The 19,481-nt window shown below is 27.0% G+C and carries 21 protein-coding genes; 10 read left to right on the top strand and 11 right to left on the bottom strand.

Annotated elements, in window-relative coordinates:
- The 8 genes from h2es_RS00580 (at position 1) to ybeY (ending at position 5,025) form a co-directional block, all read left to right on the top strand.
- Positions 1–1,494, top strand: coding sequence for an AarF/UbiB family protein (locus h2es_RS00580; RefSeq protein ID WP_154510455.1), 1,494 nt, complete (start codon positions 1–3; stop codon positions 1,492–1,494).
- A 74-nt stretch (positions 1,495–1,568) separates the two neighbouring features.
- Positions 1,569–1,907, top strand: a complete 339-nt coding sequence (rpsF, locus tag h2es_RS00585; protein ID WP_126044836.1) for a 30S ribosomal protein S6 — start codon at positions 1,569–1,571, stop codon at positions 1,905–1,907.
- 8 nt (positions 1,908–1,915) lie between these two features.
- Entirely contained in the window at positions 1,916–2,173 is a 258-nt protein-coding gene (gene rpsR, locus h2es_RS00590; protein ID WP_126044837.1) for a 30S ribosomal protein S18, read from the top strand.
- Between the two features lie 16 nt (positions 2,174–2,189).
- Entirely contained in the window at positions 2,190–2,783 is a 594-nt protein-coding gene (gene rplI / locus h2es_RS00595; RefSeq protein WP_126044838.1) for a 50S ribosomal protein L9, read from the top strand.
- Positions 2,784–2,804: 21 nt separating this feature from the next.
- Positions 2,805–3,179 (top strand): DNA-directed RNA polymerase subunit omega, encoded by a 375-nt coding sequence (gene rpoZ, locus h2es_RS00600; protein WP_126044839.1) that lies wholly within the window; start codon positions 2,805–2,807, stop codon positions 3,177–3,179.
- Between the two features lie 111 nt (positions 3,180–3,290).
- Complete coding sequence (gene ccmE, locus h2es_RS00605) at positions 3,291–3,692, top strand: cytochrome c maturation protein CcmE (RefSeq protein WP_154510457.1); 402 nt, start codon at positions 3,291–3,293, stop codon at positions 3,690–3,692.
- Positions 3,693–3,719: 27 nt separating this feature from the next.
- Entirely contained in the window at positions 3,720–4,400 is a 681-nt protein-coding gene (locus h2es_RS00610; protein ID WP_154510459.1) for a phosphatase PAP2 family protein, read from the top strand.
- A 58-nt stretch (positions 4,401–4,458) separates the two neighbouring features.
- Complete coding sequence (gene ybeY / locus h2es_RS00615) at positions 4,459–5,025, top strand: rRNA maturation RNase YbeY (RefSeq protein ID WP_154510469.1); 567 nt, start codon at positions 4,459–4,461, stop codon at positions 5,023–5,025.
- 39 nt (positions 5,026–5,064) lie between these two features.
- On the opposite strand, the gene h2es_RS00620 is transcribed toward ybeY, so the two are convergent.
- The 9 genes from h2es_RS00620 to h2es_RS00660 form a co-directional block, all read right to left on the bottom strand.
- A complete protein-coding gene (locus h2es_RS00620; protein WP_154510471.1) occupies positions 5,065–5,541 on the bottom strand; it encodes a DUF2269 family protein in 477 nt (158 codons plus the stop codon).
- A complete protein-coding gene (locus tag h2es_RS00625; protein ID WP_154510473.1) occupies positions 5,538–6,818 on the bottom strand; it encodes an SDR family oxidoreductase in 1,281 nt (426 codons plus the stop codon). The genes h2es_RS00620 and h2es_RS00625 overlap by 4 nt, the downstream gene beginning before the upstream one ends.
- Before the next feature lie 399 nt (positions 6,819–7,217).
- A complete protein-coding gene (gene rplQ, locus h2es_RS00630) occupies positions 7,218–7,571 on the bottom strand; it encodes a 50S ribosomal protein L17 (RefSeq protein WP_126044891.1) in 354 nt (117 codons plus the stop codon).
- 11 nt (positions 7,572–7,582) lie between these two features.
- Positions 7,583–8,620: a DNA-directed RNA polymerase subunit alpha gene (locus h2es_RS00635; RefSeq protein ID WP_154510475.1), complete on the bottom strand. Its 1,038-nt coding sequence runs from the start codon at positions 8,618–8,620 to the stop codon at positions 7,583–7,585.
- A gap of 26 nt (positions 8,621–8,646) precedes the next feature.
- Positions 8,647–9,024, bottom strand: coding sequence for a 30S ribosomal protein S11 (gene rpsK, locus h2es_RS00640; RefSeq protein WP_154510476.1), 378 nt, complete (start codon positions 9,022–9,024; stop codon positions 8,647–8,649).
- 38 nt (positions 9,025–9,062) lie between these two features.
- Positions 9,063–9,440: a 30S ribosomal protein S13 gene (gene rpsM / locus h2es_RS00645; protein WP_126044888.1), complete on the bottom strand. Its 378-nt coding sequence runs from the start codon at positions 9,438–9,440 to the stop codon at positions 9,063–9,065.
- Positions 9,441–9,523: 83 nt separating this feature from the next.
- Positions 9,524–10,021 (bottom strand): 2-amino-4-hydroxy-6-hydroxymethyldihydropteridine diphosphokinase, encoded by a 498-nt coding sequence (folK, locus tag h2es_RS00650; protein WP_154510477.1) that lies wholly within the window; start codon positions 10,019–10,021, stop codon positions 9,524–9,526.
- Positions 10,022–10,067: 46 nt separating this feature from the next.
- The gene (locus h2es_RS00655; protein WP_154510478.1) at positions 10,068–10,565 is read right to left on the bottom strand and encodes a hypothetical protein; all 498 of its coding nucleotides are present in this window, start codon (positions 10,563–10,565) and stop codon (positions 10,068–10,070) included.
- On the bottom strand, positions 10,562–13,315 hold the full coding sequence (locus h2es_RS00660) for a hypothetical protein (RefSeq protein WP_154510479.1): 2,754 nt from the start codon (positions 13,313–13,315) through the stop codon (positions 10,562–10,564). The genes h2es_RS00655 and h2es_RS00660 overlap by 4 nt, the downstream gene beginning before the upstream one ends.
- A 60-nt stretch (positions 13,316–13,375) precedes the next feature.
- On the opposite strand from h2es_RS00660, the gene uvrB reads away from it, so the two are divergent.
- Both uvrB and recG read left to right on the top strand, forming a co-directional pair.
- Positions 13,376–15,358 carry an excinuclease ABC subunit UvrB gene (gene uvrB / locus h2es_RS00665; RefSeq protein ID WP_154510480.1) on the top strand — a complete coding sequence of 661 codons (1,983 nt, stop codon included), beginning with the start codon at positions 13,376–13,378 and terminating at the stop codon, positions 15,356–15,358.
- Position 15,359: 1 nt separating this feature from the next.
- Entirely contained in the window at positions 15,360–17,438 is a 2,079-nt protein-coding gene (recG, locus tag h2es_RS00670; RefSeq protein ID WP_154510481.1) for an ATP-dependent DNA helicase RecG, read from the top strand.
- Between the two features lie 260 nt (positions 17,439–17,698).
- On the opposite strand, the gene h2es_RS00675 is transcribed toward recG, so the two are convergent.
- Entirely contained in the window at positions 17,699–18,655 is a 957-nt protein-coding gene (locus tag h2es_RS00675) for a hypothetical protein (protein ID WP_154510482.1), read from the bottom strand.
- Positions 18,656–18,668: 13 nt separating this feature from the next.
- Positions 18,669–19,361 (bottom strand): outer membrane protein, encoded by a 693-nt coding sequence (locus tag h2es_RS00680; RefSeq protein WP_154510484.1) that lies wholly within the window; start codon positions 19,359–19,361, stop codon positions 18,669–18,671.
- Between the last annotated feature and the right edge of the window lie 120 nt (positions 19,362–19,481).

A 19,481-nucleotide genomic window follows, 5' to 3' on the forward strand; every position in this document is an offset into this window, starting at 1 on the left:
ATGAAATCTGGGATTAAAAATATATATTTTTTAATTAAACTGATATTAATTTTATTAAGCAGTAATATATATTCATATTTATTTTTATTATGTGTAAGGAAAGATTTATCAAAAAAAGCTAAATTAAAACAAAAAATAGGTGAAAAATTACTTAAGATTTTTCCTAGGTTAGGACCTGCTTTTATAAAATTAGGACAAGTTTTATCGACTAGGTCTGATATAATTGGGGAAGAAGTTGCAATTCAATTATCAAATTTGCAGGATAAATTGCCGTCTTTCTCAATTAATGAAGTTAAAAAAATATTTAAATCAGAATTTGGTTCAAGTACAGAGGAGTTATTTAAAATTTTTGATGTTAACAGTATAGCTGCTGCTTCTATTGCTCAAGTTCATAAAGCTGTCACTAAAGAAGGTGATGTTGTTGCTGTTAAGATTTTGAGACCTAAAATAAAGCAAAAATACATTAACAATTTACATTTTATTCAATTTATATCTTCAGTTATAAATATATTTTTAAGGAATGATAAAAGAATCAAAATCGATGAAGTGATTAATACACTAAAAAAGGCATCAGAAATAGAATTAGATTTAAGATTAGAAGGTGCGGCTGCAAATAAAATAAAGGAAAATTGTATAAGAGATTCTAACATATATATCCCTAAGGTATATTGGTTTTTGACATCTAAAAATATATTAACTCTAGAATGGATAGATGGTATATCTATAGGAAGAAAGGAAGATTTAATTAAGGAGGATTTTAATTTAGATGAGCTTACAAAAAAACTAGCTATAATTTTTTTTAATCAAGCATGTAGGGATGGATTTTTTCATGCAGACATTCATCCAGGAAATATACTTATAATGAAAAATGGTGATATAGCCTTAGTTGATTTTGGCATAGTATGTTATTTAGATTATGAATTGAAGACTTTTGTTGCAGAAGTAGTATATGGATTTTTGAATAAGGAATATGAAAAAATAAAAAATTTACATTTTGATTCGGGTTTTGTGCCAAGTGACCAATCAGAATATCAATTTGAATTAGCATGTAGGAGTATAGGAGAGCCAATTATTGGCAAATCATTAAAGGATATGTCTTTGGGAAAGTTGTTAAAGCACTTATTTGAAGTTAGTAGAAAATTTTCTGTCAAAATACATCCGGAATTATTATTATTACATAAAACAATTTTAACTATTGAAGGCACTGGATATGTTCTAAATCCAAAAATAAATATGTGGGATTTGGCTAGTCCTTGGATAAAAGATTGGGCAAAAAAGAATTTAGGAAAAAAAGGAACAATTCAAAAGATAAAATATAGACAAGAAAAATTTGTTAAAAGAATGAAGAATATTTTGTATGATTATAAAATAAACACTAATTCAAACACTAGTTTAAACAACAATCAAACAATTTTTAAATTAATAATAGCCATATTGATAATTAATACCCTTACAGTTTTAATAGTATTTTTATACAAATTTTTTATAAATTGATTATTGAGCTTGCAGTTATTTTGGTTTTGTGTAATATTTAAGGACTTTAAATTATAATACTAATTGGAGCATAAATGAGATTTTATGAATGTGCTTTCGTAATAAGGCAGGATTTACCAGCTCAAGATGTTCATAAACTTGCTGATAAATATCAAGGTTTAGTTGAAGAAATGAATGGTAAAGTTTTAAAGAAAGAATATTGGGGCTTAAGAAGTTTGGCATATGAAATTAAAAAGAATAAAAAAGGACATTATGTGTTTTTTGGCCTAAGTACTTCTTCTGATGTAATAAATAAAATTGAGAATGATTTTAAAGTTAGCGAAGATGTAATTAAATTTTTGACAATAAGAGTTGATAATATTGATGATAAACCTACATTAATGATGCAAACACCAAGTGAAACTAAAAATTAATATAGAAAATGGAAAATTTAATACCAAATACCCTATTATTTAATAGGACTTCATCAACATTTAAAAAACAAACTTGTCCACTTGAGAAGGTAGATGATAGTTTGATAAATTATAAAAATGTTGAACTTTTAAAGAATTATATTTCAGAAAAAGGAAAGATAGTGCCTTCTAGAATATCAAATATTTCGCCTAAAAAGCAAAGATTGCTTAGAAAATCTATACAAATCGCTAGGCATCTTGCTTTGTTACCATATACAGTTTTATAATTTTTTAGGATTTATTATGAAAGTATTGTTGTTAGAGAAAATAAAAAAACTTGGGGATATTGGGGATTTAATTACAGTAAAAGATGGGTATGCAAGAAATTATCTTCTTTCTAGGAATAAGGCCTTAAGATTTACTAAAGAGAATCAAGAGAAATTTCAAGTAGAAAGAGAGATTATAGAAAAAGCAAATGCTGAGAAGGAGAAAATAGCACAAAACAGTTTTAAAAAGATAGACGGAAAGATTATAACAATCATCAGACAGGCTGCAGACGATGGTAAATTATATGGTTCTGTAAGTAATAAAGATATTGCAAAAAATTTAGATGAAAAATTTCAAGTAAAAATTTCTGTAGAAGATATAGTATTAATTAATAAAATAAAAGAAATTGGTTTTCATAATTTTGTAGTTAATTTACATTCTGAAGTTGAGGCTAAATTAAAAATTATAGTTGCTAGATCTGAAGAAGAAGCTAAAAGTGCAATAAAAAATGAAAAAAGTGAAGTTAAGGTAAAAAAAGATAATTTAAATGAATTACAAGATAATAAATCTCAGAAGGGTGCTGAAGATAAGAAGGATAAAATTGAAGATGAGAAAAAAAATAAAGTATAAATAACATATGTATTAGTAAAAATGGCAAGAATAACTATTGAAGATTGTAATAAATTTGTAGAAAATAGATTTGAGTTAGTATTAGTTGCTGCACAAAGAGGAAAAGAATTAAATCATGGTGCGCAAATCAAGATTGATAATGTAAAAAAAGATAAAGAGGCTATTGTTGCATTAAGAGAAATTGCTGCAGGCGTTTTAGATATAGAAAATTTAAAAAGTTCTCTTGTGAAAAAAACATTTATTGATAATCAGGAAGACATCTTACTTAAAAAACAAGAAAATACTTTAGATGATATTAATCAGGAAATTTTAGATGAAATTGATTCTTTAAAAGATTCTTCTAATATAGAATCAGAAAACCAATTATTTCAAAACGAAGAAGATATAAAAGAATAGTGAAAAGTTATTTTCAATTGTATGTTTATTTATCGTATTTTAGTTTTTCTATAGTTACTTTAATTTTCTTTTTATATCCAATAATAAGACTATATATTACCCAAAGAATAAATGCTGAGCAAAAATAAGCTTTTCAAGCAAAGATTATTTATTATTATTATTACTATTTTTTTTGCATTTATTGGATTATTTATTATCTTATATATTTTTAACGAAAATATTGTTCTTTATAAAACTCCTTCAGTATTATTAAATAATAAATATGACAATAATAATTTAAACTATATTAGGCTAGGGGGTATTGTAAAAAACGGTAGTGTTAAATATAAAGGGGAATATGTTATATTTACAATTTATGACAATGATGCTGAGATAAAAACAATTTATAAGGGAGTCATTCCAAGTCTTTTTAAAGAAGGGCAAAATGTTATTGTATATGGAAAATTAAGTGATAATAATATGTTTGATGCTAAAGAATTATTAGCTAAGCATGATGAAAACTATAGGCCTTAAAATTCTGAAACTTTAAAAATAAACTTTATGAAAAGACTTATATACACATGTATTATAACTATAATAATCTCGTATATTTTTATAAGTTACCCTAAAATTGATATATTTGTATCTAGTTTATTTTATTCAGAGAATAGTCATAAATTTTATTTAAAAAATAACTATATATTAAAGTTTATAAGTTACTTAGCATATTATTTAGCTTTTTTATTATTAGCTTATAGCTCTATAGTAATTCTATTAACTTTCATTAAAACTAAATCATATAGATTTATCAATTATAGACCACAGATCATAATATTATTAGTGTTTTTTATTGGTTCGGTGCTATTAGTACAGACCTTTTCAAAACATTATTTTGGTAGGGCTAGGCCTTATAAAATAATTGAATTTAATGGAAATAAAGAATTTACTGCTGCCTTCACTGTATCAAATCAATGTACTTTCAATTGTTCATTCGTATCTTTTCATACTTCTATAGGAGTTTTATTTTTAATATATTCTTTTTATCAAACAGGTAGTAAAAGAAAATTAATGATAATTTTTTCGTACTTATTAGTTGTGTTATTTGCATTGACTCGAGTAATGCAAGGTAAGCACTTTTTAAGTGATGTTGTGATTTCTACATGTTTTATGTTTATAATATATTATTTAATATTATTTATAGAGGGTAAATGTATTAAATTAGAAAGAAAAATATATAGCTAAAAATATTGAAATATTGATTACTTATTGTTAAAATATATAACATTGAATTAATTAAAACATGTCAGATCCAGACCCCATACCCAAGACTTCTTCCGATAAAGTAATTGTGGATATATTAGTAAAATCACATAGTTGGAGTTCGGTTAATTTTAATATACATAAGCATTGTAATAAAATTATGGAAATGGTGATATCCAATGTTCTATGTGAATTAAAGGACGATAATAAAATTGAAGTATCGCTGTTGCTAGCTGATGATAAAATATTAAATGATTTAAATAAAGAATATCGAAACAAGGATAAAGCAACAAATGTTTTATCATTTCCTTTTCATAAAAATAGTTTAGAAGAGATTAAGATAAATTATAAAAAAAATAACCATTTATTTTTAGGTGATATTGCAATTAGTTTTGAAAGAATTATTAATGAAAGCTTAGAACAAGAAAAAGTCTTTTTAGAATATTTTTCCTATATTTTAATTCATGGTTTATTGCATTTACTTGGATATGATCATATTCAAGATAAGGATGCAGAAATTATGGAGGAATTAGAAATTAATATAATGAAGCAAATGGGTTTTAACCATAAGCACTCTTCTTTGCAATTGCCTATAGAGGTTGTTTAATAAATATACTTCTATAATTGCGTATATAGTAAATAGAGTTTAGAAAATGGGTTTGTATATCATAAGCATAAATATTATAATAAGTCCTAAAAATGCAGGCCATCCTAGCATGAACCAAATATAAAAATATTTATAATATTGATCAGGTAGTTTTTTTAATTTCATGTTTAATGCCTGATTAGCAATATTTCTTATTTTTATTTGTAGCCAAACTACAGGTAACCAACATAGTCCAGCAATCATATATAATATATAAGTTATACTTAACCAGGTTTCAAATAGATCATAGTTTTGATAATATATAAGTAGGAGTCCTGATATTGGTTGAATAATTACTGCTGGAGTTGTGAAAATTAAATCAGCAATTACAGTTTTTTTAAAGGTATGCGCTATGATTTTAATATCATTTGATAAATGTGACCATAATGAAAATAATGCAATCCCAATTCCAGTACCAAATAATATAGTTGCGTTTACTATATGAATTAATTTCAAAATAGGATATAAATCGATCATTTATCACGTTCCACTGATAATAGAATTGATAATAATAAAATAATAGGAATATTTTTTATTATAGGACCTAATGGTTCAAGCCAAAGCTTTGGTAAAAAAATTGTTAAAATACAAGTGTATATACTTATAATAATAATTTGGCCTATATATATTATATGTGTTTTATATCTAAATAAAAGTGTAATACCAATTATTATATCTACGAAACATGAGCTATAAAAAACAATAGAAGATAAATAGTTGCTCCTCAAAATTTGTTTAATTATTATAATAGTTTGTTCATGCTGAAAAAATGGTAAAATGCCAGAATATAGCCAAAAAAAAGCTAATATGTACTTTGCTATTGATTTAAATAAGTAAAGTTTAGCATGCCATACTGATTGAATAGATGATGGGTAAATTTCAAGAGCAAAATCAAATTTTTTAGGTTTTATTTTTGTATATCTAAAAAATTTATTTGATTTAGATATGTTATCAGTGCTTAACATTTTGAATGCAGTGCTATTTATAGTGGAAGCATTAAATAAATCTCCTAATTTACAAAAGAACTTTATTATAATTTTTGGTATAGATATTGTTTTTGTTGGTTTTAAATTAAGCCAGCTACGTAATTTTATTAATATATCTCTTAAAATTAAAGTTTCTGGGCCAATAATATCTAAAACTTGTTTTGTTGAGTTTTTTTTATTTATAAAAAAAGAAATTGTTTTTACTAAATCAGTTATATGGATAGGTTGGAATTTTTGAAAGCCATTACCAATCAGTGGAATGATTGGCAATACAAATAATACTCTAAGTAAAGATGTACCGCCAAAACTATTTGATGCATAAATTAAAGAGGGTCGTAATATTATCCAATCAATATTTAGTTTTTGTAAATATTTATCTGCAGCTAGTTTAGTTTTGGAATATTCTGTATTGGTTTTATCAATTCCTAAAGCAGAAATATGTATTATTTTTTTTATTTTTTGTTCAATACAAGCATCAAAAAGAGATATTGTAGATAATTCATGAATTATTTTGGCATTATCCTTTTTATTTGTTTGTAAAATTCCTACAACATTTATTACTAAATCTACTCCTTTAAGTCTATTAATCCAAATTGACTTATCACTATCTGTATTAAAATTACAGTAATATATTGTAGATGAAGGAAACATTAATTTTGCTTTCATAATATCTCGAACAGCACATATAATATTATGTCCATCATTAATTAGTGATGATGTTATATGAGAGCCTATAAACCCACATGCACCAGTAATAAAGATTTTCATTATTTAGTAGATATAAATTTTACTAATAACAAGTGTATTTAAATTAATAAAAATTAACAATATATAAAATTATTATTAGATATTATATAATATTTAATTTTTAAAGAAAAAGCTAAAATAATATATGGATAAATAATTTACCATATCATAAATGCAAGTATATAGATTATTTTAGTAGATACTATATAATAAGGCTTTTAAGCTAGCATAACACTTTTAGTATATATAAAGTAAATTAACTCTATATTATTCTTACATATATTTATGTAAAAATATAAAAGCTAATGGTTTAAGTATACCATTATAAGATGGTAGCATATTTTTAGTTCTATATTAAAAATTTTACAAGATTTTCACCCCTAAAATTATCAAATAAAATAATGATTAGGAATTTAAGTACTATACAAATTGTATGATAGCCATAGGAGCGCAATCTCCTTTTCTATAGCCAGCTTTTACAACTCTAGTATAACCACCTTTTCTTTCTTTATATCTAAGTGATAAGACATTAAGGATTTTATCAGTTTCTTTTAAACTTCCACCTAACTTTGATATTAATTGCCTTCTAGAATGTAGAGAATTATTTTTACCAATTGTAATTAATTTCTCTACAACGCTTCTAAGACTTTTTGCTTTAGGTAAAGTGGTTGTTATTTGTTCACAATTTATTAAAGATTTTGATAAGTTTCTCAATAAACTTGTTCTATGAGCACTTCTTCTAGAGAATTTTCTTTTGTTTCTTTTATGTATCATATCAAAAAATATTATTTATTTTCATCAAGACAATCTTCAATAAGCTCCTGAATGTTTTCAGGTGGCCAATTTTCAATATCCATACCAAATTTTAATCCCATTTGATCAAGTAATTCTTTAATTTCATTTAAAGATTTTCTACCAAAATTAGGTGTTTTTAGCATTTGTGATTCAGATCTTACAACTAAATCTCCTATATAATTTATATTATCATTCTTTAAACAATTATGTGAACGAACTGATAACTCTAAATCACTTACTTTTTTAAGTAAATTAGGATCAAAAGGTATTTTTTTCTTTTTTGGTTTTTCAATTTCCTTAACTTCTTTGAAGCTTATAAATACTTGCAGTTGTTCTTGAAATATTTTTGCAGCAAGCGCAAGAGCTAAATCAGGTTCAATTGAACCATTAGTTTCTATTTTTAAAGATAGTTTATCATATTCTGTTTTAGATCCCACTCTACTATTTGAAATTTTGAATGAACATTTATTAATTGGTGAGAATATCGAATCTATAGATATAAAGTCATTGCCATAATCTAATTCATCGTGCTCATTAGCAACTTTATATCCTTTTCCGGAAGTTATAATAAATTCCATTTCTAATTTTATATCTTTGGTAGTGGTACAAATAACTAAGTCTGGATTTACTATCTCTAAACCGTCAACTGTATTAATCATACCTGCTGTTATAGCTCCTTTTTTAGATGTATTTAAGGTAAATTTTTTATTATTAAAGCCAGTATTACCCTTAATAATTATAGATTTTAAATTTAATATAATTTCAACAACGTCTTCTTTTACGTTATCAATAGTTGAATATTCATGTTCTACTCCTAAAATTTTTACAGCACAAATTGCCGTTCCCTGTAGAGAAGATAGTAATATTCTTCTTAAAGAGTTTCCTAAAGTTACTCCAAATCCTTTTTCAAGAGGTTCAATATGGAATACAGCAGAATTTTTATCTATTTCTTCAGTTTTATAATTAGCTGGTTTTATTAAACTTACCCAATTTAGTGATATATTAGCTTCTTGTATTTCTTCTTGCATTTATATAATACCTAATTAATTTTTTATTAAACCCTTCTTCTTTTAGGTGGCCTACAGCCATTATGAGGAATTGGTGTAATGTCTTTAATGGTTGTGACATTAAGGCCAGAAGAGATTAATCCTCTTACAGCAGAATCTCTACCAGTACCTGGACCTTGAATTTTTACAGAAATAGTTTTCATTCCGAACTCAATTACTTTTTTTGCAACATTTTCGGCAGTAACTTGAGCGGCATATGGAGTTGATTTTCTAGATCCTTTAAATCCATTGCTGCCTGCTGAAGACCAAGCAACAACTGCACCTTGAGTATCAGTTATAGTTACTATCGTATTATTAAACGTTGCTGATATATGAGCTACTCCAGCAGCAATATTTTTCTTTTTTTTATTAATACTTTTTTTCATAACTTTTGTTTTATTACTAGCTATTTGCTTTTTATTGTTTACTTAGTGACTTTTTTCTTTCCAGCTATCGCAACAGCTTTACCTTTTCGAGTTCGTGCATTTGTATGAGTTCTTTGACCTCTAGTAGGTAATTTTCTAATATGCCTTATACCTCTATAAGATTTTATATCAATAAGGTTTTTTATATTGAGAGAAACCTCCATTTTTAAATCGCCTTCTACAGAATATGAAGAATCGATCGTTTCTCTGATTTTTCTAATTTCTTCATCAGTCAGCTTTGAAACTCTTAAATCTTCATTAATTTTAGCTTTTTTACATATTTCATTTGACCTATGTTTACCTATGCCATATATGTACGTCAAAGCTATGCCGACCTTTTTAGCTGTTGGAATATTAACACCTGCTATACGTGCCACAAAAAACCTCTTATCAAATAGTTTGTAGTTTAATGCTATGGATTCTATATAATTTAAACTTTAAGTCAAGCATTGAAGTAAATTTATCTACTTTTTACTAGTTCTAATTTTGAATTTTTAAATTTATTGCTAATACTGGTTAGGGTTTGAGATGTTTTTTTATAGGTTATATCAGGGGCAATTTCTGTTGCGGGTATCAAAGCAAAGTCTCTATTTAAAAATTCTGGATGGGGAATATGTAATTTTGAATCTTGGTAAGTAAAGTTTTCTGCTATCAATATATCTAAATCAATAATTCTTGGAGACCATGTTAAATGACTTCTACTTTTTCCCATATTTGATTCGATTGATTGAAGTAATTTTAGTAAAGTTAAGGGAGTATTGTTATATATTATCAAAATTGCAAGGTTAAAATACGGCGTGTCCCAGTTTTTAGGGCTATTAGGTTTAAGTAAAGCTTTAGATTTATATATGCTAGAAATTCTTATTATGTCTACTTTATCTTTTATATAATTTAAAGCTTGGTTAATATTTTCAATTTTATTTCCTAGGTTAGTGCCAATACCAATAATATATTTCATTATCAATGTGCTTAATATAATTCTAAGATTTATTAACCTTATTATATCATTTAACGAGATTAATTGCTTGTTGTTCTAGTGTTTTAAATATTTTAAGTAAATATTCGCATAATTTTAAGCAATTTTTTGCATATTTTGCCTCTTGTTTTATAAAGCAAAGTTTTAATTGGATTTCGATTCCATTGAACTTCATGTAGAGATGGTTATAGATTTCTTTTAAATCATGATCTTTTATTACACTAAAAAGCTTTATAAATTCAGCAATAATAGAATCAATAATGCTAATTTTTTTATGAATAGAGTCAGATAGTATTTCTGAATTTTCTGCATAATTTTGGTCTTCAAGAATGTTAATAATATCTTTAAGTAGTTCAACTGTTTTTTCAATTGATTGAACATATATCTTATAGGATGTTTTTATATCTATATCATTTTGATATTCTTTAACAGGTTTATCATTAGTTATATTAGAAATTGATGAAATATAAGATTTTTTTAATTGTTTGTTATCTTTTTCATTTAATAAATATAGTAAATTGCTCATAATTCATCGTTACGTTTATTGAGTTGTTTAAGAAGCTCTTGGTGAGTTCTAGTTTTTATTTCTTGTGCTTTTATTTTATGAGAATCTCTTTCAATTTGTGCTTTTTTATATTGATAAGCTTGTTTTTCATAGGTTAGTGTATGTTCTTTATAAAACTTATCTTGTTCTTCAAGTTTTGTATAGCGGTCAATTGCTCCACCAAATTTTGTATATTCATTAATTAAATTAGAAATGGTATCCACTATGCCTTGCTTAGCTGATATTATACTTTTTCCTGAATTACTTGAAAGATAAGCCACTTCGAAATTTTCAAGATCTATTTTTTTATTACCATTAAAAGTTTTAGGAAGAATTCTTATTATGCCTCCTGATTCTAATTTACTCTTATCTAAAAGTTTTAGATAAGATGGTAATTCTTCTATTGAATCATCATTTAAATTTGCTTGAATTGCTGTTATATCTGATGTGTCATATATAGTAATTTGTGGAATTTTACCATCAACTAAATCTTTTTTTGTCTCAATATCTAATGAACTAGCTGTACTAGAAAATAGTCCTTTAAGTGCATTATTAGGGTCGAATAGTTCTAAACTATTTCTTAAATCATTTTGATATTCAAGTGCATTTTCATCTTTTATTTCTTTATCATCAAACAAACTTAAGGCAATTTTGAATTCTGAGCCACTAGGATTTTTAGTGGATGATATTTTGTTATCTGAAAGAAGATAAGCTTTTATACCTGTTTCTCTAGAATATTTATTTATTTTATCTACTAGAGATGAATAAGTTGTATCTTTATCAATAAAAATTTTAGAATCTTTAATTAAAAAAAAGCTTTTTTCGCTTAAATCTTCATTTATTTTAGTATTTGCAGAAGGAGAGTTTTTACTAAGATTATTAAAATATTTGATTTCTGAATAAACAATTTCATATTCTAAATTTTTGACTTCATTTGTTTCAAAATCATAATTTTTATAATTGTTATATGGTTTAAAATCCATATTTTTAGAATCAAATGTTTGTGATAAAATGCCTACAAACTCTTCAAAATTTTCTTCAAAAGCATTTTTCAATTTCTCTTTATCAATAACCATTTCATAGTAATCAGCAGGTTTGTAAATTTGTTCTTCTCCATTTTTTGTTTCAGTGGGAGAGTGAGTGTAGTCTTCTCTAAATTTAATTTCAATTCCTAAATCAGATATTGCTTCTTGACTTCTATATCCTGCAAGTTTATCAAATTTGTTAAATAACTTAGATATTTGTTCGTTAATAGAGTTTAATTCTCCTTTAAAATTATATAGTGAATATATGTCTGCAGGTTTAGCAAATGTCTCAGGATCTGCTACTTCTAATGAGTGGGTTAATACAAATGTAGAAAATTCATTATATACTTTAGCAAGTTTTTCAAATTTTTCAACTAAACCCTCAGTATTATTCTCAATAGAAAGATGAAAGATTTGATTTGCAGCTTCGGCTTTAGTTATTTTTGAATCAGCTTGAGCTATTTTAGTTTTAGCTTGAGCTATTTTAGTTTCAGCTTCAGCTATTTTAGTTTTAGTTGGTTCTTCAGCTTTAGCTGATTCTTCTTTAGCATTAGCTAATTCTTCTTCAGCTTGAGCTAATTCTTCTTTAGCATTAGCTAATTCTTTTCTAGTTGGGTCATTTTTTAATTCAATAGTTAGGCGTTCTGTTTTAATTTCATTTGTTTTTGAATTGATTATTTCTTTGTCTACTTTTATTTCAGCATCTTTTGGCTTCTGCAAAGGTGAATCTGTATTAAAAAGGCTTTTAAAGTTAGAACTCATTTGAATTTCATTTCCTTTTCCAGTTAGGATTGATTTTAATGATATTGTTTCTTTTGTTTGACCGGATGAATTTGATTGAGGGTTATAAGAGACTTCAATATTTGCTTTTTTTGCACTTTGTCTAAGCTGTGATACAAAGTTTCTAACTTGAGTATTTTCGTCAAAATCAACTTTAATTTCATTGTTTTTTTGTTCAAAAATGCCTTTAATAGCATCTCCAGAAATTTCAAATTTATTTTGAATTCCATGATGCTTTTCATCAGAGCGTATCCAAATGTACTTTTTACCATCACTATCTTTTCCCATTGTTGTAATTATATGGGGATTTTGTTCCTCACCATATTCTCTTGTGATGTTATTGATTTTTTTAACAATATCTTGAAGTGTATCTCCAGCTTTAATTTCTATTTCATCGCTGTTACCAATAGTAAATTTTCCTGGGGAAAACATTCTCCCTTCTGCGACTTTAAAATCTGCTTCTACACTTTCGCTTTTTAATCCGTTGTCTAAAATTGTAAATGTAATTTCTTTTTTGTCATCCGCATTTGGATTTAATTTCTCAGCTATCTTGTCATCAGGTTTAAACGCATCGTTAGTTTGAATTATTTGACCTTCTGCAAGGGAAATTATTTCAAAAGAAATCTGTTGATTTTTTGTTCCAGGTGTTACTCTAATAGTGGCATACTTGTCATAATCTCCTACTACCTTTTTTCTATCAAATATGTTATTAGAACCAAATCTAGCAGTACTAAATTCACTTACAGTATCTTTCAAATTTTCAAGAAGAGTTTTCCATTGTCCTAATCCAGAAATTGTTTTGCTAGACAGTATTAATTCGTCTTCTACTTTTTTAACTGGCTTTTGAGCTTGTTCAAGTGCTTTGGCTTCATAACTATTCTCTTGTGGATTAACAACATTATTGATAGCATTTACCATACTAGACATAATTATAACTTTTAGTGTTTTTTAAAATTACAGCAATAATTATACCAAAATTTATTTATAATGACAAAATTTAATATAAGTAGTGAATATAATTTAGAAGGTGACCAAATTAAAGCTGTTAAAGAGCTTTTAACAGGCATTCATCAAGGTAAAAGAAATCAAGTGTTGTTAGGTGTGACGGGTTCTGGGAAAACTTTTACTATGGCTAATATTATTGAAAAATGTCAAAGACCTGCGCTTATTATAGCGCATAATAAAACTTTGGCTGCTCAATTATATAATGAGATGAAAAATTTTTTCCCAAATAATGCTGTTGAATATTTTGTGTCATATTATGATTACTATCAACCTGAGGCATATATTCCGCAATCAGATAGTTATATTGAGAAAGATGCTCAAATTAATGAGCAAATTGATTTGCTTAGGCACTCTGCGACCAGAGCTTTGCTTGAAAGAAGAGATGTAATTGTAGTCGCATCTGTTTCTTGTATTTATGGGTTAGGAGCTCCAGAACTATATTTGCAAATGTCGTTTAAATTAGAAAAAGGTAAGACCTATTCTAGAAGGGATGTAATGCAAAAACTAGTTGAATTGCAATATCAAAGAATGGATTTGGATTTTTCCAGAGGTGGATTTAGAGTTAGAGGTGAAAATATAGATATTTTTCCATCACATTATCAAGATAGAGCTTGGAGAATTTCATTTTGGGATGATGAAGTTGAAAAAATTTACGAATTTGATTATTTAACAGGAGAAAAAACTAAAAATTTAAATGATATTATTATATTTGCAAATAGTCATTATGTTACACCTAGGCCAACTCTTGAACAAGCAGTAAATTTGATTCAAGATGAGCTTTCTGAACGTGTAGAAGAATTTAAGTTAAGTAATATGGTTGTTGAATCACAGCGAATTGCTCAAAGAACAAATTTTGATATAGAAATGATAATGGAAACAAGTTCTTGCAAAGGTATTGAGAATTATTCAAGATATTTATCTGGTCGCAAAAAAGGTGAGCCACCACCTACATTATTTGAATATTTACCTAAAGATGCACTTTTATTTGTAGATGAAAGTCACGTAACAGTTCCACAAATTGGAGGTATGTATAATGGAGATAGAGGAAGAAAGAAAACGCTTGTTGAGCATGGATTTAGATTGCCATCTGCACTGGATAATAGGCCACTTAAGTATGAAGAATGGGACCTGATGCGGCCGCAATCAATTTTTGTTTCAGCTACTCCTGGATCTAAAGAATTAGGATATACATCTGGAAAATTTGTAGAACAGATTATAAGGCCAACTGGTCTTTTAGATCCAATATGCGAAGTAAGGAGTTGCGAGACACAAGTTGATGATTTAATTGGGGAATGCAAAATTTTAGCTAAAAATGATAAAAGAGTGTTGGTTACTACATTAACGAAAAGAATGGCAGAAGATTTAACAGATTATCTCAATGAAGTTAATGTGAAAGCTGTCTATATGCATTCAGATATAAAAACCCTAGAAAGAGTTCAGATTATTCAAGAATTGAGAGAAGGAAAATATGACGTTTTGGTTGGAGTAAATTTGCTAAGAGAAGGGCTTGATATTCCAGAATGTTCTTTAGTATGTATACTAGATGCAGATAAAGAAGGTTTTTTACGTTCAGAAACTTCTTTAATTCAAACTATTGGACGTGCTGCAAGGAATGATGAAGGACGAGTAATTTTATATGCTGATAAAATTACTAATTCTATAAAAAAGGCTTTAGATGAAACTTCTAGAAGGAGAAAAATTCAAGAGCAATATAATAAAAACAACAATATTGTGCCAACTACTATTAAGAAAAGTACCAATAATTTACTTGGCTCAGTAAAAATGGATTTAGATCAACCATTAACTAATAATGATAAAACAATAAATTTTGAAACTGCAGAGAATGAGATATCTAAGTTAAAAAAAGAAATGCTTGAAGCTGCAAAAAATTTAGAATTTGAAAAAGCTGCTAAATTAAGAGATACAATAAACAAGCTGCAACAGGATTTAATATTGAGTGAGTAAAGTGCATAATGATTTTATAAGTTTTCTCAAAAAAGATATTTCTAGCATTTTAAATGTTGGAGATAAAAGAGCAAAACTTTTTATAAAATTAGGAATTAAAAATTATAGAGATTTATTGCTACATATTCCAAATGATTACATAGATAGGAGTTATTCACCAAAAATTTATGATATTAATAATGGTGATTTAGTTACTTTATCTTTAGAAGTTATAGAAGTTGATATTAGAGATAAATATTATTCAAAAATTCCAAGCAAAATATTGTGTAAAAATCAAACAGGCTCTATTGAGTTGATATATTTCAATAAAATACCTTTATATATAAGGCAATATTTTATTGCAGGGGCCCATCTTATTATTAGTGGTAAGATTGTTATTCAAAATGGAGTTTATTGTATAATTCATCCAGATATAGTTGTTCGATCAGACGAGAAATTTAAAGTTCCTAATATGGAGGCAGTATATCCAAAGGTGCAAGGCATAACTTCGAAATTGATTTCATATTTGGTAAAAAAAATTACACAGACATTACCATATTGTAAAGATTGGTTGCCTCAAGATTTACTAAAAAAATATAAGTGGAAAACATTTTCTGAATCTATTAGAGAATTACATTTTCCATTAAAAATAAATTTAGAAAATATTAAGGTAGCGAGATCAAGAATTGCATTTGACGAATTACTAGCAAATCAGTTATGTCTTAAGGTATTGAGAAAAAATTTACAAAACAAATCAAGTAAATCAATTAAATTTATTGGTAACTTAGCCTCAAATTTTTTAGCTGAGCTGAAATTTAGTCTAACTAAAGAGCAGAAAATAGCTATAGATGCGATTTCTCAGGATCAATTAGATAATAAGAAGATGTTGAGATTACTTATGGGTGATGTTGGATGTGGTAAAACTGTTGTAGCGATATGCGCTGCATTAAATGCTATTGAGGCTAAGAAACAAGTTGCATTAATGGTTCCAACAGAAATATTAGCTCAACAGCACTGGAAAAATATTATATGTTATACTCAAAGCTTGGGTGTAAAAGTTGATTTATTAGTTGGAAGTTTAAAAAGTTCTGAGAAGAAAAAAGTATTAGAAAATTTAAGTTTAGGAGAAGTTGATCTAGTAGTTGGTACTCATGCTTTATTTCAAGAAAAAGTATTATTCAAAGATTTAGGCTTAGTAATTATTGATGAGCAACATAGATTTGGTGTAAAGCAAAGGTTAAACTTATTACAAAAAGGTGATAATGTGGATTTGTTGATGCTTTCTGCTACTCCAATCCCAAGGACAATTAATATGTTAAATTATGGTGATATGGATGTAAGCATTATAAAGCAAAAGCCAAGATCAAATATGGAAATTGCGACTAGTATGTTATCAAAATCAAAAATAATAGAGCTAGTAGAGAGGCTGAAATTAGTAATTGAAAAAGATGAGAGGGTATATTGGGTATGTCCACTTATCGAGGAATCTGAAAAATTACAATTATCTTATGTTGAAAAAAGTTTTAAATTACTTGATGAAAAATTATGTGATAAGGTTGCTATGATTCATGGAAAAATGAAAATAGAAGAGCGTGATGAAGTGATGCAAAAATTTAAAAGTGGGGAAATTTTAGTGTTAGTTTCAACAACAGTAATTGAAGTTGGAGTTGATGTTCCTGAAGCAACAGTTATGGTTATTGAAAATGCTGAGAGATTTGGTTTATCACAACTTCATCAGTTAAGAGGTAGGGTAGGAAGAGGAGTTTTAAAGTCTTATTGTATATTATTATATGGAAATAAATTAAGTTTAGAGTCAAAAAAAAGGTTAAGTATTTTATGTAGTATTGCTGATGGATTTAAGATAGCAGAAAAAGATTTAGAATTTAGAGGTAGTGGTGATTATTTAGGGTTCAGACAGAGTGGTGAAACTGGATTTAGATTTTTTGATTCACTATCACATTCATCTTTAGTGCCAATTGCAGATGAATATGCAAGCTCTATTGTTAATTCAAATGAGATAGTAGTGGAAGAGTTAGAAATTTTGTTAAAAATATTTGATAAAGATGTTTATTTTAAGGAGAAGAATATTAATTTAACATAAATACAAAGGTGTTTTATTTATTGATTGCCACGGATGCTTATAGCATCCTCGCAATGACAACGTTTACAACAGTCATCACGAGCTCCCCAGGGGCGTGGTGATCCAGAATTGTTGTCACATTTGCATTTTGTTGAGACTTTACTGGGTTGCCACGGATGCTTATGGCATCCTCGCAATGACAACATTTGCAACAATCATCACGAGGGAGGGACGCCAATCCCGACTTTGGTGATCCATAATATTCAGTGCTTGCATTTTGCTTAGATATTACTGTCTATATTGTCTTCCGCATCATTAGGCTTTAATAGTTCGTGAATATTTTCATCATCATAGTCTTTAAGATCACAGCCACTGTAATGAGGGATGTTTCTATCCTGTAATGCTTTATAGGCAGCAATTATGGGCGCACATTCATCTGAAAAAGAATTGTCACCATAAGTAGTAATTTTTTTGTCGCTTATTTTAAAGCATTCTTTATCATTTGCAGAATTATTGGCATATTTGTATTTTATTGCAGTAGCTTTTTCAATCGGTACTTTATTTCCTTTTTTACAAGTATAATCATAATCATCATATAATTTATTAAAACTTAATCTATGCTTTATATCTAAATTACTGCTATCTATAAAATCTGAAAATTCTTTATGACCTTCATCTACTTGGCCTTTTTCATCTTTATCCACGCCAAGTGAATCCATTAATTTATGAAGATGGTGAATTTTATGGCATTTATCATTTACTTTTTTTTCTAATTTATTGTCTACTTTACCATAACAAGTTGTGTTTGAATCTTTATGAATAATATTATCATCTTCAACTTTATGTTCAGATTTAATGCTGTCAATTTTAGGGGCTAATTTATCGAAAACTGGTGTTGATATTTTTATGTTTTTTGGTGTATTAGTTTCTCTATCGTGACAATTTTCTTTTATAGCTTTATCAATTTCTTCTTCACAACGATCATTTAATTTTAAACTTTGTACTTCTTTTTCTAATTTAACTTTTTCATTATTAAGTTGGGTATTTTCTTTGGTTAAATACTCGTGTTTTACTTTTAATTCTTTATGTTTGTTTTCTAACTCATTTTTTTCTGATTTAGCTTTATTTAATTCAGTTGTTAAATCAGAAGGGACACTTCTATATATTATAGTACTATTTAACTGTGGCTTTCCCTTGTAAGGCGCTGTTTCTCTAAGTTCTTCTTTTGATCTATGCATTTCTTTCTCCTAATTAATTAAAATGATAAGTTAATCCTACATTTACAGTATGTAATTGAAATTTGCCGCTTAAGTTCTGCTCTCTTAATATTGAATTTTCATCAACATGATACTTTGCTTCTATATTTCCAAGATTTACATATTTATAATTAGTGTCTAAGCTTACTTTTTTATTTATTTTGTAATTAATGCCTGCACCAACATTCCATGCAAATTGACTATTTTTATGTGGAAGTACTTCATCAGTTATAACACCAGCGGTATTTGTTATTGTATGTTTTCCAAAATTGTTAAGTGACATGCCTGCTCCAGCTGTTAAATATGGTGAAAGGTTATTGTTATCATTGAAATTATATTGGAAATTTAACTTAAATAAGTCTGCACGCACTTTATTTTGATAGGTATCTGTTTCATGAGTAAATTTATTATCCATATTTCTAAAGTTGGTGTAATCTAAATACGTAGAGAGTTTATCATTAGCTTTATATCCAAAACCTAAGCTATATAACATTGCATTAGATGGTTTTTTATATTCTATTTTTGTTGTTTCTTTATTTTTTAATTTTTCAGGAAGCCCATAACCTATATTTAGTTTTGCAAATGGATGTTCATACCAATATGCATTTGTAGTAGTAGGGTTTTTTAAGTTAGCTAATATTAGTCCTAAAGCTATCGAGCTTGTACATAAAATTTTTTTCCTCCTCATAATTTTCCTCCTTGATATTTGTTTTTATTTTGCTACTATACCTATGATTGCTTAAGCCCTATAACATAGGGTGGCTTTTACACACATGTATCACACTTAATAATCATGCTACATTTCAGA

This window comes from Rickettsiales endosymbiont of Trichoplax sp. H2 (assembly GCF_009690945.1).
Lineage (GTDB): Bacteria > Pseudomonadota > Alphaproteobacteria > Rickettsiales > Midichloriaceae > Aquirickettsia > Aquirickettsia rohweri.